The 14523-nt window shown below is 58.5% G+C and carries 14 protein-coding genes and 1 pseudogene; 6 read left to right on the top strand and 9 right to left on the bottom strand.

What is annotated here, in order from left to right; translation table 11 throughout:
- The 3 genes and pseudogenes from NW839_RS11885 to rpsN form a co-directional block, all read right to left on the bottom strand.
- Positions 1–313 (bottom strand): annotated as a pseudogene (locus NW839_RS11885) (RNA-guided endonuclease TnpB family protein); the annotation flags it as partial.
- 137 nt (positions 314–450) lie between these two features.
- On the bottom strand, positions 451–1083 hold the full coding sequence (locus tag NW839_RS11880) for a ribonuclease D (protein ID WP_414350778.1): 633 nt from the start codon (positions 1081–1083) through the stop codon (positions 451–453).
- 57 nt (positions 1084–1140) lie between these two features.
- Positions 1141–1446: a 30S ribosomal protein S14 gene (rpsN, locus tag NW839_RS11875; protein ID WP_011432985.1), complete on the bottom strand. Its 306-nt coding sequence runs from the start codon at positions 1444–1446 to the stop codon at positions 1141–1143.
- Positions 1447–1641: 195 nt separating this feature from the next.
- Here rpsN and NW839_RS11870 point away from each other — a divergent pair, with 195 nt between their 5' ends.
- Complete coding sequence (locus NW839_RS11870) at positions 1642–1956, top strand: hypothetical protein (protein WP_414350775.1); 315 nt, start codon at positions 1642–1644, stop codon at positions 1954–1956.
- On the opposite strand, the gene NW839_RS11865 is transcribed toward NW839_RS11870, so the two are convergent.
- Together NW839_RS11865 and NW839_RS11860 are read right to left on the bottom strand one after the other, a co-directional pair.
- The gene (locus tag NW839_RS11865) at positions 1953–3500 is read right to left on the bottom strand and encodes a YcjF family protein (protein WP_414350773.1); all 1548 of its coding nucleotides are present in this window, start codon (positions 3498–3500) and stop codon (positions 1953–1955) included. The two genes, NW839_RS11870 and NW839_RS11865, sit on opposite strands and share 4 nt — an antisense overlap.
- A gap of 83 nt (positions 3501–3583) precedes the next feature.
- The gene (locus tag NW839_RS11860) at positions 3584–4075 is read right to left on the bottom strand and encodes a cytochrome c oxidase assembly factor Coa1 family protein (protein WP_414350770.1); all 492 of its coding nucleotides are present in this window, start codon (positions 4073–4075) and stop codon (positions 3584–3586) included.
- 520 nt (positions 4076–4595) lie between these two features.
- Between NW839_RS11860 and NW839_RS11855 the strand changes: the two genes are divergently transcribed.
- On the top strand, positions 4596–4910 hold the full coding sequence (locus tag NW839_RS11855) for a hypothetical protein (RefSeq protein ID WP_011432990.1): 315 nt from the start codon (positions 4596–4598) through the stop codon (positions 4908–4910).
- 251 nt (positions 4911–5161) lie between these two features.
- On the opposite strand, the gene pcrA is transcribed toward NW839_RS11855, so the two are convergent.
- A complete protein-coding gene (gene pcrA / locus NW839_RS11850; RefSeq protein WP_414350768.1) occupies positions 5162–7522 on the bottom strand; it encodes a DNA helicase PcrA in 2361 nt (786 codons plus the stop codon).
- Between the two features lie 201 nt (positions 7523–7723).
- On the opposite strand from pcrA, the gene NW839_RS11845 reads away from it, so the two are divergent.
- Both NW839_RS11845 and NW839_RS11840 read left to right on the top strand, forming a co-directional pair.
- Positions 7724–8287, top strand: a complete 564-nt coding sequence (locus NW839_RS11845; protein ID WP_414342261.1) for a hypothetical protein — start codon at positions 7724–7726, stop codon at positions 8285–8287.
- Positions 8288–8373: 86 nt separating this feature from the next.
- Positions 8374–9063 (top strand): hypothetical protein, encoded by a 690-nt coding sequence (locus NW839_RS11840; RefSeq protein WP_414350767.1) that lies wholly within the window; start codon positions 8374–8376, stop codon positions 9061–9063.
- A 3-nt stretch (positions 9064–9066) separates the two neighbouring features.
- Here NW839_RS11840 and dapF read toward each other — a convergent pair whose 3' ends face one another.
- Entirely contained in the window at positions 9067–9936 is an 870-nt protein-coding gene (gene dapF, locus NW839_RS11835) for a diaminopimelate epimerase (protein WP_414350766.1), read from the bottom strand.
- 26 nt (positions 9937–9962) lie between these two features.
- On the bottom strand, positions 9963–10094 hold the full coding sequence (psbN, locus tag NW839_RS11830) for a photosystem II reaction center protein PsbN (protein WP_011432995.1): 132 nt from the start codon (positions 10092–10094) through the stop codon (positions 9963–9965).
- Between the two features lie 202 nt (positions 10095–10296).
- On the opposite strand from psbN, the gene psbH reads away from it, so the two are divergent.
- Positions 10297–10500, top strand: a complete 204-nt coding sequence (gene psbH, locus NW839_RS11825; protein ID WP_414331336.1) for a photosystem II reaction center phosphoprotein PsbH — start codon at positions 10297–10299, stop codon at positions 10498–10500.
- Positions 10501–10593: 93 nt separating this feature from the next.
- Here psbH and NW839_RS11820 read toward each other — a convergent pair whose 3' ends face one another.
- Positions 10594–11733 (bottom strand): PQQ-dependent sugar dehydrogenase, encoded by a 1140-nt coding sequence (locus tag NW839_RS11820; RefSeq protein WP_414350763.1) that lies wholly within the window; start codon positions 11731–11733, stop codon positions 10594–10596.
- Between the two features lie 250 nt (positions 11734–11983).
- On the opposite strand from NW839_RS11820, the gene NW839_RS11815 reads away from it, so the two are divergent.
- A complete protein-coding gene (locus NW839_RS11815; protein WP_414380669.1) occupies positions 11984–14359 on the top strand; it encodes a glycoside hydrolase family 31 protein in 2376 nt (791 codons plus the stop codon).
- Positions 14360–14523 lie beyond the last annotated feature (164 nt).

The raw sequence follows: 14523 nt of genomic DNA, 5'->3' as shown, positions 1-14523 counted from the left end.
CTCGGTACTTAAAAGTACGAGCGTCCAAAGTCAGACTGGTGGGGCGGAACTTGTGGACTTGCTTCACCGCTTTGGCGTTGCTAATCACACGGCGGAGCGCTTGACAGACGTGATTAGCCTTCAGCCCCGTAGCCGCTCTTACCGGTCGATAGACCAAGTGGTGCAGTTTGGCGGTATTCCAGCACTTCTCGCGCTTGGCGGTATCCAAGATCTGGTTACAAGCGTCAGCAAATCTCTGCAAGGTGCGGTCAATCTCTTGACGCAACTCTACAGGGACTATCAGCTTGCAACGTACCGATATAGTCTGGCTCATGGGCCTATCGTAGCTCATCCAGACTTTGACCAGCAAACCTATATAGAGGAGGACTTTCCTCCCGACACCAAGCCTGCGGCTATGGTGCGGGCCTCCAGCCCGAAAATTCGGTGACTGTCTATCAAGTAAAGCCCCGCCTACTGATGTTCGAAGACGTTACTGAAGCCCAACAGATCCAGCTCTACCAAAGTAGGCAAATGTTGGAAACACTGCTGCGCCAACTCCCAGCGTTCTTCCCGCCGTAACATCTCCGCCAACTTGTGGCGCACCGGGATCAAATAGCGAACATCGTTGGCGGCATATTCCAGCTGTTCGGCGGATAGCGCGTGGACGGCCCCCCAGTCGGAGCTTTGGGCAGCTTTGTTGAGTTCGACCCCGCACAGCTCGCTCACCACATCTTTGAGGCTGTGTTTGCTGGTGTAGGTGCGGGCCAGTTTGCTGGCAATTTTGGTGCAAAAGACGGGCCACGCCCGGATCCCCAGGTGATAGCGCAGCATGGCCAGGTCAAAGCGGGCGTAGTGGAAGATCTTCTCAATGCTTGGAGCCATCAGCAGCTGCGCCAAAAAGGGGGCCTGCTTTACTCCACGGCTCAACCGCAACAACACCACCTCGCCGGCAGGGTTGGCGATTTGCACCACGCAGAGCCTGTCCCGCTGCGGGATCAGCCCCATTGTTTCTGTATCCACGGCCAGGTAAGGTTCCCTGGCCAGGGCCTTTGCCATTGCAGGGGTGAGATCTTCGTCGCAGAGCTGGAAAGGTTGCAGGCCCACTCAGGATCTCTCAAAAGGGTGTTTTGGCTGCATAACCAAGCGGCGAAGGCCAGGCAACTACCAGCTAGACTTGACCACACCTGGCAATAAGCCTCTGTGGGCCATTTCCCGCAGGCTGTTGCGGCACAGGCCGAAATCGCGGAAGTAACCCCGGGGACGCCCGGTTTTCCAGCAGCGGTTGCGCAGGCGTGTGGGCGAGCTGGCCCGAGGGAGTTTTTGCAGTTGGGCGTGTAGCTCCATGCGGGTGGCCTGGTCGATGTTGGGATCGGCCATGGCCGCTTTCAGTTGTTGGCGCTTCTCCCGATACTTCTCGACCAAGCGTTGGCGCTTTTTCTCCCGCTCGATCATGCTCTTTTTAGCCACGGCTCACTGTTTCCCCAGATTTTTCAGCTTTACTAGGATAACGAGGAGCAGCGGCTCCAAGCAAGGGGATCCCAGGCCCGCCCACGGCCATCCTCGCCAATGTTCATCCCTCTTTTCCGCTCTCCGTAGGATCCCTGAGGCCAGCCCCTCGGCTTGGGGGCAACCTACCTCTATAGGCGAGGTTGGTGTTGGGTGATGGCCATTTCCAGAGTGATCCCGTTTATCGCCACCAAGTTTAGGGTTTCCCCAGAGCAGATTGAGGCCACGCGCGGGATTCTCCACAAGCCGCCGGCTCTGTTGGCAGTGCTGAAGTCGGCCTCTCCACTGCCCAAAGAGGTTTTGCAGGATCCCAGTTTGGCCTATATCTATCCTGCCGCCTTCATTCAATGGTCGAAGTGCATGCATGGCTTGGCGGATTGGGACACTGGGCCGGCACTGAGCTACGCCGATTATGTGGCGCAACTGAAGCTGGCCTTCCTGCCGACGGATATTGCCCTGAGCGGCCATTAGGGATCCCTTGGGTTGGCCATCCCATTTCGGAAGATGCGCCGGGAAGCCTCGCGGACAAACTCTTTGAGCCAACCGGATTTTTGGGTATTTTGCACCTGGGCTTTGACCACCGCCTGCATCCCCCCTTCTCCCCAGCTTTGGTTGTGCTGGAAATACTCAATGAAGCTCTTGCCGGCAATGCGGGTGAGATAGCCAGCACTGGCTGCCTGAATGGGGGCTGTCGCCAGAAAACCGACGACGCTCACTTCGGCAACGGTGGCCAAGATCCCCGTGGTCAGTTGGATCGCTCCTTCCACCAAGCCCAAGCCGGCTAAGGTTTTGGCCAGAGACAAGGCCAGCTCCCGCCCCTGCTGCAGATCCATCTTGCAGCCGTAAAGGGATCCCAGTTCCACCACCATCTGGGCGTTGATGGCGGCAATGGCCAGCAGATCCACCGCCGGGATGGGGTTGGCGAACACCACTCCTGTAACAATCCACTGAAAGCGATCGATCACCTCCTCCGCCTGCCGGCGCAGTTGGGCTTGGAGAATCCGTTTGGCCTCTTCCCCCAACTGTTGCGATTGCAGCAGGGCATTGTCCAAGGCCAGGGATCCCCCCTCGGCATAGAGCACCGCCTGCACGCGATCCCGCACCGCCGCCACCTCCGGCTCCGGTCGCCAGGTTTGGGATCCCACCCGCACAGGGGCTGGAGCAGCGGCAGCCATCAACACATCCTGAGGTGGAATCAGGGGGTAGACCCGCTCCCGCAGGCGTTGCAAGAGGATCTGCCGTTCTTCTGAGGTGTAGCGATCCGCTTTGTTCAGGATCAGCAAGGCCCGTTTGCCCAGGGCGATCAACCGGCGCAAGGGATCCACCTCTGACTGGCGCAGATCCCCATCCACCACCACCAGCAGCAGATCGGCAGCTTGGGCTTGGGCTTGCGCCTCCTGTTCCCGCATCACCCCTGCCGGGCCGATCTCCAAAATGCCGGGGCAATCCAGGATCTGCACCGGCTGCGGGATCCCAGGCAAGTTCCAATCGTAACAAGCCACCGCCTGGGTGGTGCCCAGAGTGGCCGCCACCGCCCCCGCCCGCCGCCCCAGCAGCGCGTTGACCAAAGAAGTCTTGCCCGCCGACCCAGTGCCGAAGACCACCACCTTCAGCTGGGGCTGGGCCAACTGTTGGGCCAGCAGAGCCGACCGCTCCGCCAGCGCTGCCCGCGCCACTTCATCCTGGATTTGCGCTAGCTGCGCCTCCAGTTGAGCCAAGTTCTGTTGCGCCGCTTTCCGCTTTTCCAAAGCCGTCTCCGGCAAGGCAAGGGGTTGGGTAATTTCCCTCCTGCTGGGGGCGGGTTGGCGAAACAGAAACAAGTAGTAGATGGCAGCGGCCAAAAACACCAGCAGCAGCAGCAGCAGCACCCCAATCAACAGCCCCCCCAAAATCGGGTGGTAGCGGGTGGCGTAGTACAGATCGAGAAACGATTGGATCAGCCAGACGATCAGCCCGGTGAACGAGGCCAACAGCGCCAACAACAGCAGCAAGCGCAGGTAAGGGAGCGACCGCATAGGGATCCAACAAGGCCACAACCGTTCGCGTCAGCGGGACGGAGTCCTTTTGACTCTACCCGCGGCTGAGCATATCCGGCTACCTAGATGTCGCCTTCTGGCTGCAGGGGCAGGGCTTCTCCATCCGACTCTTCCTTTTCACACCGAGATTCCCCCTCGATGACCTGAATGGCCTGCGGATCCCCGTCAACTTTCACTTGCAGATGGCGCAACTGCCATGCCGAGCCGGCCATGCCCCGCTCCGATTCCACCACCACATCGCCGGTGCGCTGGGCCCCTGTAATCAAAAAGAACAGACACACCCAACCGGCTTCCTCATCTTCCTGAAAACGCAGCCGCGAGGGCCATCCCGGCCTCAAGGGTTCCCCCAGACGTTCCACCACCACAGCATTTTGTTTGAGCTGCTCCACCGCCAATTGGTAGGTGCGATAGGCTCCTGAGGCACGGATCCCATTCCAGATCAGGATCCCTGCCCCCGCCAGCCCCAGGCCCAACACCGCCAGCAGGCCCAAACAGCCGCAGCCACAGCAGCCCAGAGGGGCAGCACAGCCGACTGTTTGTGGAGTTTCTGACACAGCCCATTGCCACCCTAGAATGCCCCCACCCTAACACAAGGCTGTTGCTCATCCTCTATGCCTTCATTGCCGACAAGGTACAGACAAAAAGCCGAGCAACCCTACGCCATTTGTCGGTGACGAACATCGCTTCTCAGTTCCGTATTGCCACAGATATCTGTTACGGCCTCAAACAACAGCTCGAAAAATCATGGGATCAGCACCTCTTTGGCAAGTTCAAGCAACTCACTGTTGAGTCTAATTTTGTACTGCAGTGAGGATGGGATCCCTACGTATCCAATTGTTGGCTCTGCTCCCACTTCGATTAGAAAGGCTTGTGACACAAAGATTTCAAGCTTTTCGCCTACACGGAATCCGGATGGCTCAGAAGGTCAATGGGTATCTGGAAAGACCTATTTCCGAGCACCGAGAAAGAAGACAAAGTGCGCGCATACCGAATCCGCTATTTGGCGGAGTCAATATCAGAGGGATTTGTCGAGAATAAGAGCAGCAAAAGGTCTCCATCCAATCGCCTAAACCTATGGATGAAGCGACAACCATAACCGTGCAGCAGATCATTCAAACCGCCATGATGACCGGTTTGCTCACCGCTGCTCAGGAACACGAACTTAACGTAAGGCTATTTCGAGAGGAGTGCTCCGAAGCCGACCTCTTCCTGCTGCGCCGTCTACACCGCTGCCTACGCCAGGGATCCATCCGCCAGATCCCGGCCCTGAACAACACTGTAGCGGTTGGCCGCTTTGGCCCGCCCCTGCGCCTGGTACCGGACAGAGCCGAGACAACTCAGTCCCAGCCGACTGGGTTAAGCCTGGCGAGGGATCCCAAGATCGGGTAGTCAAGCAATTACAAGCAATTAGTGACGAGGGGGCAGAGGTAAGGCCGAGGGTTGGGCAACGGTCAAATCAGGGAAAGGGGGAGCTGAGGTTTTGCTTTCCCCGTCGTGCAGCAACACATATAAAGCAAACACATATAAAGCAAGGGATCACCAACGACGTCAACGGCAAGGCAATCTCGAATGAGCTACGGACTTCTACAGCACTTCCCTTTGCCTCTCTTCATCGCTGGAGCCCTTCCGAGTTCAGCCGCCTAGCTAAGCTTTTGAATAGGAGCGATACGGGGATCCAAGATTTTCTGTTGACCGATAGCGGGAAACCTCACCGCAATCGTGACCCGTTCACCACTGCCGAACACATGGGTAATCTGGCCTTGTCCGAATTGGGGATGTTGCAAACGATCTCCAATCGCCCACTGTTCTGAACGGCTTTGGCGGCGATTGGGCCTGGCCTTGGGTGCATCTGAAAGGGACAGTCCACTGCCGTGGGAGAGCTGTCGAGAAACGGCTCCGCGTCTGTCGAATTCGATTAACTCTTGGGGCAGTTCACTTAAAAATACCGAAGGAATAGCTGGTTCGCGGTTGCCGTAGAGCATCCTTTCCCTGGCGTGGCTGATATACAACTGCTCACGGGCACGGGTAATGCCCACGTAGCAAAGGCGTCGCTCTTCTTCCAAAGCAGCGGGATCCTCCAAAGCCCGGAAATTGGGAAACAGACCCTGTTCCACCCCCACCAAGAACACAACAGGAAACTCCAAACCTTTGGAAGAGTGCAACGTCATTAGCGAAACTTTCTCAGCACCTTCCTGAAGGTTGTCCAAGTCGGAAGCCAAAGACACATTGCTCAAAAAAGCCTCAAGGCTGGGATCCTCCTGTTCTTCCTCGAATTGGCGGGCGGCATTGTAAAGTTCCATCACGTTGGCCGCTCTTTCTTCGGCTTCGTCTGTACCCTGTGCCTTGAGATCCTCCAAATAGCCGGAATCCCGCAGCAGCCCTTCGATAAGGGTGGCGGCTGAGGTTTGAGAAGCCTGTCGATGCCAGTGCTGAATCAACTGAGCAAACTGAATGACAGGCTTAGCCGAACGGCCCGCCAAGCTACTTACAGAGGTTTCATCGCTGAGAATTTCCCACAAAGGCACGTTGAGAGCCGCCGCCGCTTCGGTCAGCTTGTCCAGAGTAGATTTGCCGATGCCACGGCGCGGCACGTTAATAATTCGCAGCAGGCTAAAGGAGTCGGCAGGGTTGGCCACAACCCGCAAATAGGCCAGGACATCCTTAATTTCTTTGCGATCGTAAAATCGCAGTCCGCCCACCACCGTGTAAGGGATCCCCCACCGCAGCAAGACCTCTTCAAAAGGACGGGATTGAGCGTTGATGCGGTAGAGAATGGCAAAATCTCCCCAGGAAAAAGCATTGGCATTTTGGCTGTGTAACCGCCGGATGGTATTGACAACAAACTCAGCCTCTGCAATCTCGTCATCCGCCTGATGAAGGAAAATCGGACTTCCTTGCTGACGGGTTGGCCTGAGAACTTTATCAATGCGCTCTGTATTTTTCTCGATGAGAGCGTTAGCTGCCTGCAGAATGGTAGCTGTAGAGCGATAGTTCTCCTCCAGCTTGATCATGGTGCGGGTATCATCATCCGGGAGACCATCTCCAAAGGTCTCTTGAAACTCCAGCAAAATGGTAAAATCTGCCCCGCGAAACCGATAGATGCTTTGATCGGCATCTCCCACCACAAAGATCGATCGGTTTCTCCAATCCAACCGAGATCTGCAGGTCTCGCCGTTGGTGGCCAACAGACGAATCAACTCATACTGAGTGCGGTTGGTGTCTTGGTATTCATCCACCAAAATGTGTCGAAATCGTTGGTGCCAGTAAGCCAACACCTGCTCGTTTTGTCGAAAAAGCTGCACCGGTATCCAAATCAAGTTATCAAAGTCCAGAGCATTGTTGGCTGCCAGTTGGTCTTCATAGATTTCGTAAACTTGGGCAATGGTACGGCCACGGAAGTTGGGCTGATTGCGCTCCAGGTCGGCAGGAGTCCAACCTTGGTTTTTGGCATTGCTAATGGCGTAGCGTACCGACCTTGGGTCAAACTTGCGCTCATCCAAGTTCAGTTGCTTGGTTACAATCTCCTTCACCAGAGATTGGGCATCTGATTCATCGAAGATCGAGAAGTGGCGAGTCCACTTGCGCCCCTTGGGATCCTGATATTTTTCGATCTCCAGGCGCAGGATCTGGGCAAATAAGCTGTGGAACGTGCCAATCCAAAGAGGCTTAATCCAGCGGTGGTAAACAGCAGATTTTAGTCGCGTTGCCTGGGCCGGCTCCAATTCCTCTAAGGGGATCCCAAATTGTTCTTGAGCTTCTTGTTCGGCAAAGAGCTGCTCAATGCGCTCTTTCATCTCACGGGCGGCCTTGTTGGTGAAGGTCACGGCCAAAATTTCTCCTGGATCCACCCGATAGTGGCGAACCAGGTAGGCAATGCGGTGGGTGAGGGCGCGCGTCTTGCCGGAACCTGCCCCCGCCACCACCAGCAGCGGGCCACAAAAGTGTTGCACCGCTTGCCGTTGAGAAGGGTTGAGGGCATCCAGCAAAGAGGCGTGAGTCATGGCCAGCAAACCAGAAACTGCCTTCCATTATGGGCACCAACCCAATGGGGATGAGAAGCCCAGAGGGCATTTTGGAGCACCAAAGATGAAGATCGGTTAAGATTTGGCCGGCCCGCTCCAGAGCTCCCCGCCATGAACCGAGTGCTGTCCTGCTGCTGTGCCCCGGCTAACCGCTGCTGGCTTTGCGTTCAAAAGAGACTTGTGGCTTTGGGGTTTGCCACCCTTGCCCTGCTTTCTCAAGGTGCGTTCGATCCCGCCCAAGCTGGCAACTGCCCCAGCAACGGCAACCCCAAAACATCTCTTGACCTCAAGGTGGAAAGCGTTTCTGGGGATCGGCTTGACCTAAGTCGGTATGAGGGCATTCAAGCGTTGATCTTGACCAACAGCCAAACCCGCTCGCAATCGGAAGCCCTCTCCAAAAGTTTGGCCCTGGAGTTTGGGCAAAACCCTCGGCTGCGCCAGATCGTGCTGGTGGATGGCAGGGGGCTGCTGCTGGTGCGCCACTTGGTTTTGCAGGCCATCCGGGAGAGTGTACCGACGGATCCCCGCCTGGTTTCTCCGTTTGTGTATGTCTCGGTCGATTTTGAGGGAGCAACCATCCAGAAGCTGCAAGAAATAGCCGCTGCAGCTTTGCCTGGGATCAATTTTCGCCGCCAGGCTGTTTTGTTGCTGTTGGACGGCCAGGGAACTCTTCTGAGCGGATTTGCCGACTTGGAGCAATCCAACCTCAGCATTCGCCGGTGCATTCGCACCCTCATGGGATAGTCCCACTTCCCTTTCACACCGGCAACGCCTCTCCTCTGCTGCTCTGGCCCAAGCCATTAAACTGGTCATACCGGTCATGTTGAAGCTTGAAGTCAACCATTCGAACGACGGTTCACTGTTTACGGGATCCCATGCGCCGCCAGCTCAAAATCTTGAACCAAATCCTCGATTACAAGCTTGCCAACTTGCGGCTGTTTGGCCGAGCCGAGCTGAAGGGGCCTGTTCTCAACGTGCTGCTGGAACGGCTGCCGGGCGATGTGGTGGATACCCTGCAGGTGATGGAGGTGGTGCGCAGTGCGGTGGAAGCCTCTCTGCTGCAAGGGTTGCGCAAGGTCAACGTTTACCTTTGGTGCCGCGGACAAACTGAAGAAGCGCCGGAGTGGAGCGAAAGCTTTGCTGTAGAGCCATTGGTCTTGGCCCACCCCAAGGAGCTCCGAAGCCTTGCTTTCAACTATCGACAAGACTATCCCGGCATGCGGGTGCTGTTTTTCTGCCTGGGCCTTTGTCTGGGCGGCTTTTACCTGTTGGGGGGCTGGGAGCAGACAGGTTGGATCGATTGGATCCCCGTAGGACTGGCCTTCGCCTTGGGGGTGATCTTCCCCTGGCTCAAACGCTCCCTCAGCCAGTTTGTACACCCTCTATTTCTCCGCCTTGGCCTGGGCTTGGGCTTGGTCTTATTGGGCCTGGCAGTGGCGCTGATCTGGCGGCAGGGCTGGAGCGTTGCCTATGGGATCCTCGGCCTCCTGGCCATCCTCCTGTTGGGTCTGGGAGCCTAGTTCTCAACCGGCAGTGGTGCCGCTGAAGACGTGCAGGGCAGGGCCGGTCATCCACACGTGCTGTGTGCTCGGATCCCAGCGAATTTCCAGATTTCCTCCCGGCAGTTCTACTGTAGCTTGCGATTCTGCGCGCTCCTCCAAAACAGCAGCCACCAAAACAGCACAGGCACCCGTCCCACAAGCCAGCGTTGCCCCTGCTCCCCGCTCCCAAACCCGTAGGCGCAAACGAGTCGGGCTGAGCACCTGCGCAAATTCGGTGTTGGTGCGCTCAGGAAAGGCCGGATGATGCTCAAACAGGGGGCCCACAGCCGCCAAATCCAGCTCTTCCAGGGATCCCTCTTCTTCCAGGAAGACCACACAATGGGGGTTGCCCATGCTCACCGCCGTCACCCGCCACTCTCGCCCGGCCACTGCAAGCGGCTGCCGAATGACCTTCTCATCCGGTTCGACCAGGGTGGTGGGGATCTGCTTGGCCAAAAGGCGAGGGATCCCCATGTCCACTGTGACCAGCCCATCTGCCCGCACCTGCGGCACGATTCGCCCCGCCAAGGTGTGGATCTGGTAGGCGCCATCCCGACCTGGGATCCCCAAGTCCTGCAGAAAGCGGGCCAAACAGCGGATCCCATTGCCGCACATCTCCGCCTCGGAACCGTCGCTGTTGAATAGGCGCATGCTGAAATCTGCCCCCTCCTGCCCCGGCAGCAGGAAGATAACCCCATCGGCTCCTACCCCAAAGCGGCGATTGCAAAGGGCGACGGCCTCTTCCGGGCTCAAGCAGGGTTGAGACTGCCAGCGGTTGTCCACCAAGATAAAATCGTTCCCCAACCCCTGGTACTTGTGAAAGGAGAGACGGGGGATCAGCCGAGCAGACATTTACCCAGATATCCCAACGACAGGCCTTAATCCTCGTGCATCTCGTAGGGATCCTGCAAGTCCTTGGAAGGGGGGCCAAAGGCTGTGTAGATGGCAAACGCAGTGATGCAGATGGTAACTGCCGCAATCGCCACAATCAGGGAAAAGGTGGGCTCCATATCGTTGTCTTTGATCCTGAGAGTATTCGACTACAGTATTACACAAGTTTACAATTCATTGCCCAAGACAAAAAGGTTCGGCCAGATTCTGATAGCGTGATTTTAAAAGGCGGCTGCTTTAGCGGTGCTGAGCACCAGGGATCCGCCTTCGAGCCTGCTATCTTCGACTTCGTCAACGTGTTCGGTTTCTGAGCGAGAACCTATGGCCATTCGTACCAAACTGGGCGATCTGCTGCGTCCTCTCAACTCGGAATACGGCAAAGTGGCTCCCGGCTGGGGCACCACGCCCCTGATGGCGGTCTTCATGGCCCTATTCGCCGTCTTTTTGTTGATTATCCTGCAGATCTACAACAAGTCGCTGCTTTTGGAAGACATCAACGTTTCTTGGGAGAGCCTCAGCTTCTGAGTTCCCCAGCCCTACTCTGGAGAAAATCCCCGTCCCGCCAGACGGTTGCAAGCGGGATCAAGGCAGCTCCTCTTCTCCTCCAAGCCGATGCCTTCAGGGTGCTGGCTCCAGGCGCAGCAGGGATCCATTCGGGGCGTCCGTCAACAGGTAAAGGAGTCCATCCGGCCCCTGCCGCACATCGCGAATGCGACCCACCGCCCCTTCCAGCAGGCGCTCTTCCGCCACCACCCGCTCTCCATCCAGTACCAAGCGCGCCAGGTGTTGCCCGGCCAGCGCCCCCACAAATAGGTTGCCCCGCCATTCGGGGAAAGCCTCCCCTGTGTAGAAAGTCATGCCAGAAGGAGCGATAGAGGGCGTCCAGTGCAGCAGAGGGGAAGCCAAGCCGGGAGCTGCCGCCAGTCCTTGGCCGACGGGTTCTCCCGTATATTCTCGACCGTGGGTGATTAGGGGCCAGCCGTAGTTGACGCCGGGGGCCAAGATGTTGATCTCGTCCCCACCCTGCGGCCCATGTTCATGGGACCAAATTGCCCCTGTTTCAGGGTGGCGGGCCATTCCCTGAATGTTGCGGTGGCCATAGGTAAAAGTTTCCGGCAAAGCCCCTGCTTGGCCGACAAATGGGTTGTCCGCCGGGATCCCTCCTGAATCAGTGACGCGCAACACCTTGCCGGCAGCATCCCCCAGATCCTGGGCCCGATGCCGCTCTCCGCGGTCGCCGGTGCTGATGTAGAGAAATCCCTGTTCATCAAAGGCCAGGCGGGAGCCAAAGTGCTGTTGAGCGGGGGTCTTGCGCTCCATGTCGAAAATCACCTCCAGATCCTGGAGTCCCTTCTCCCCCAAGCGGGCCCGCGCCACTCGGGTTCCCCCGCCGCCCGGCCCAGGAGCGGCATAGGACAGGTAAATCCAGCCGTTCTCCGCGTAATTAGGGTGCAAGGCAATGTCCAGCAGGCCCCCCTGTCCGCGGGCAAATACTTCTGGCACACCGGCTATGGGCTGGGGATCCAACCCCTGGTCGGTAACCCGGCGCAGCCGCCCTGGGCGTTCGGTAACCAAGAGAGTTCCATCCGGCAAAAAGGCCATCCCCCAAGGGTGCTCCAAACCCTGGGCCAAAGTAACCACCCGAAACGCTTGCTCCGTTCTGGCTCTGGGTAGGGCTTGGGCATGCTCCCCCCGTTGCAGGGCCATCACCGTTTCAGGGCTGACCGGATAGGCCACCACGGCAGGGGGGGCGGACAACCCTCCCAAAAGCAGTAGCGCGGAGAGAAGTTTGCTCGCCGGGATCCTCATGGCCATTGCCGCCTCGTTTTCGCGATGGATTCTGGGGTCTGAGCTAGTCGATTATTACTGCTGCTCTTCTGGAGATGGGTACCGATGAGGGTAAAACCCACTGCGGACCAGAGTGGGCAACCCCCTGTCCCCTCCCGGCCATAGGCTAGCCTTGAGAGCAGCAATCTGTCTCCAAAGCATGCTGGAACCTGGCGAGATCTTGGGACTCGATCCCGCGGGCGCGAACGGCCAATCCCCCGCCCGCCCGCCCCAAAGGCCAACCTGCGGATCCCTGCAGCAGCTCCAGCCCCACTCCAGAGGGATCCACCTCATCTGTGCCCAGGGCTGCTGGTCTATGCAGGTGCTCACCCCCCGTCTGTTTCGGCTGCGCTTTAGCCCCAGCGGAGCGTTTTTGCCCCGTCGTTCCTGGGATGTGGCTCCAGCCGATGAAGAGTGGCCGCCGGCTCCCTTTGAACTGCAGGAAAGCTCCACCCAAATCCACCTGTCCACCTCCCAGGTGCAAGTTCAGATCGATCGGGATCCCCTCCGGTTCAGTTTTCAAGACTCTCAAGGGCAAGAGTTTTGCGCCGATGTCTCCTCTGGGCTTACCTGGGGATCCGATAGCATCCGCCTGGTCAAACACCTCCACCCTGCCGAGCACATCTATGGCCTAGGGGAACGGGCGGGGCTACTCAACAAACGGGGTCGGCGCTACAGCCACTGGACTCGCGACTGCTGGAACTACGACGCCCACAGCGACAATCTCTACCAGGCCATTCCCTTCGCCCTGTTTCTTCGCCCCAACCTCTGCTACGGGCTCTTCCTGCACTGCACCCACTGGAGCCAGTTCGACCTGGGCCAGATCGATCCCGAGCAGTGGGCCATCGAGGTGCGCGCCCCCGAGCTGGATTACTACCTGATCTACGGCCCCACCCCGGCCTTGGTGCTCGAGACCTACACCCAACTCACTGGGCGGCCTCCCCTTCCTCCCCTCTGGGCCTTGGGCTACCAACAGTGCCGCTGGAGCTACGCCAGCGCCGCTCAGGTTCAAACCGTTGCGCAGCAATTTCGCCAGCGGCAGATCCCCTGCGACGTCATTTACTTGGATATCGACTACATGCGCGGCTACCGCGTCTTCACCTGGGATCCCCGCCGCTTCCCCGAACCGGCCCGGCTCATGGCCCAACTCCACGAGGCTGGCTTCCGGGTGGTAGCCATTGTGGATCCCGGCGTCAAGTTCGAGCCCGAAGCCGACTACGCCGTCTTCGACGAGGGCTTGGCCCAGGATTTCTTTATCCGCCGCGCCGACGGCCACCTCTTCCATGGCTACGTTTGGCCAGGCAAAGTCCTCTTTCCCGACTTCTTGCGCCCCGGAGTGCGGCAGTGGTGGGGATCCTGGCAACGGGTTCTCACCCAAGCCGGTGTGGATGGCATCTGGAACGACATGAACGAGCCGGCCCTCAACGACCGCCCCTTTGGAGACGGCGGCCAGATCGTCGATATCCCCCTCGATGCCCCCCAAGGCCCACCCGACGAACCCACCACCCACGCCGAAGTTCACAACCTGTACGGCCTGCTGATGACACGCGCTTCCCGTGAAGGCTTGGAACAGCTCAACCCCAACCGGCGCCCCTTCGTGCTGACTCGCTCCGGCTTTGCTGGGATCCAGCGCTGGGCTGCCGTCTGGACAGGCGACAACCAATCCTCCTGGGAACACCTGGAGATGTCCCTGCCCATGCTCCTAAACCTGGGCCTGTCGGGAGTTAGCTTTGTCGGCGCGGACATCGGCGGCTTCGGTGGCAATGCCACTCCCGAGCTGTTTGCCCGTTGGATGCAAATGGGAATTCTTTACCCCCTCATGCGCGGCCACAGCGCCCTGGGCACCCGCCCCCACGAGCCCTGGAGCTTTGGCCTCGAAGTGGAAACCATCTGCCGGCAGGCCATTCAGTTGCGTTACCAGCTGCTGCCCTACCTCTACAGCCTCTTTTGGGAGTCCAGCCAAACCGGATCCCCCATCTTGCGCCCCCTTCTCTATGAGTTTCCCGACGATCCGCAAACCTACGAGATCTCAGATCAAGCCATGCTGGGATCCGCCCTCCTAGCTGCCCCTGTGGTTCGGCCTGGCGTGCGGTGCCGCGCTGTTTACCTACCCCAGGGCACTTGGTTTGATTGGTGGACAGGTCAGGCCCACACCGGCCCCCGCTACATTCTCGTCCCTGCCCCTCTCGAACAACTGCCGCTGTTTGTGCGGGGTGGCTCCGTTCTGCCTTTAGCTCCCCCCTGCCCGTCCACCGCCCACCTGCGCCGTGACCAACCGCACCTCAAACTCTACCCCGGCAACGGCAGCTTCACCCTCTACGAAGACGACGGGGAAACCCTCGCCCATCGAGCAGGAGCCTGGGCCACCACCCTCTTCCGCTTGCGACAGCAAAATGGCCAGCTCATTCTGGAGATCGAGGCCCGCCAGGGCAACTGGAGCCCGCCCCAGCGTAGCTGGCTTCTGGAGCCCCTTGGCCACACTCCCCTCTCCCTGCCGGACACCGGACAGCCGCAACGGGTTCTCTGGCCCACCCCAGAGGATCCCCCGTTTAGGTGACATACTCCCATCACTGACCCTACAGGTACAGCGTGGGCTTCTCGCTTCATCGGGGAGCTACTGCAAGAACCCTCTGCGAGCAGACACGGGATGTCCCACCGCGTAGTTGCACCAGATTCCGGCAACGCCGTTTTGTACAACCATGTTGATTATAGTACAGAATA

It is taken from the genome of Synechococcus sp. R5-15, assembly GCF_047462035.1.
In the GTDB taxonomy this organism is placed as follows: Bacteria; Cyanobacteriota; Cyanobacteriia; order Thermostichales; family Thermostichaceae; genus Thermostichus.
The sequence above is the reverse complement of the archived record's forward strand: the minus strand, read 5'-3'. Positions and strand labels throughout refer to the sequence as shown.

Excerpts from the sequence above, each read along its gene's own strand:
- psbH (WP_414331336.1), top strand. The coding sequence starts at position 10,297 with ATGGCCATTCGTACCAAACTGGGCGATCTGCTGCGTCCTCTCAACTCG.
- pcrA (WP_414350768.1), bottom strand. The coding sequence starts at position 7,522 with ATGACTCACGCCTCTTTGCTGGATGCCCTCAACCCTTCTCAACGGCAA.
- NW839_RS11855 (WP_011432990.1), top strand. The coding sequence starts at position 4,596 with ATGGATGAAGCGACAACCATAACCGTGCAGCAGATCATTCAAACCGCC.
- dapF (WP_414350766.1), bottom strand. The coding sequence starts at position 9,936 with ATGTCTGCTCGGCTGATCCCCCGTCTCTCCTTTCACAAGTACCAGGGG.
- NW839_RS11870 (WP_414350775.1), top strand. The coding sequence starts at position 1,642 with ATGGCCATTTCCAGAGTGATCCCGTTTATCGCCACCAAGTTTAGGGTT.
- NW839_RS11865 (WP_414350773.1), bottom strand. The coding sequence starts at position 3,500 with ATGCGGTCGCTCCCTTACCTGCGCTTGCTGCTGTTGTTGGCGCTGTTG.
- psbN (WP_011432995.1), bottom strand. The coding sequence starts at position 10,094 with ATGGAGCCCACCTTTTCCCTGATTGTGGCGATTGCGGCAGTTACCATC.